This window comes from Vibrio sp. 03_296 (assembly GCF_002265885.1).
In genome coordinates, this window is the sequence record NZ_NPKW01001239.1 from 1 (window position 1) to 775 (window position 775).

The window sequence follows — 775 nt, forward strand, 5'->3', positions numbered from 1 at the left end:
AAACGATGTCTACTTGGAGGTTGTGGCCTTGAGCCGTGGCTTTCGGAGCTAACGCGTTAAGTAGACCGCCTGGGGAGTACGGTCGCAAGATTAAAACTCAAATGAATTGACGGGGGCCCGCACAAGCGGTGGAGCATGTGGTTTAATTCGATGCAACGCGAAGAACCTTACCTACTCTTGACATCCAGAGAATCTAGCGGAGACGCTGGAGTGCCTTCGGGAACTCTGAGACAGGTGCTGCATGGCTGTCGTCAGCTCGTGTTGTGAAATGTTGGGTTAAGTCCCGCAACGAGCGCAACCCTTATCCTTAGTTTGCCAGCGAGTAATGTCGGGAACTCCAGGGAGACTGCCGGTGATAAACCGGAGGAAGGTGGGGACGASCGTCAAGTCATCATGGCCCTTACGAGTAGGGCTACACACGTGCTACAATGGCGCATACAGAGGGCKGCCAACTTGCGAAAGTGAGCGAATCCCAAAAAGTGCGTCGTAGTCCGGATTGGAGTCTGCAACTCGACTCCATGAAGTCGGAATCGCTAGTAATCGTGGATCAGAATGCCACGGTGAATACGTTCCCCGGGCCTTGTACACACCGCCCCGTCACACCATGGGAGTGGGCTGCAAAAGAAGTGGGTAGTTTTAACCTTCGGGAGGACGCTCACCACTTTGTGGTTACATGACTGGGGTGAAGTCGTAACAAGGTAGCGCTAGGGGAACCTGGCGCTGGATCACCTCCTTATACGATGATTATTGCGATGAGTGTTCACACAGATTGATA

1 rRNA gene is annotated in these 775 nt (G+C 53.0%); it reads left to right on the plus strand.

The features are described from left to right. Window positions 1-736 (plus strand): 16S ribosomal RNA (locus CIK04_RS31255); the annotation flags it as partial. Window positions 737-775 lie beyond the last annotated feature (39 nt).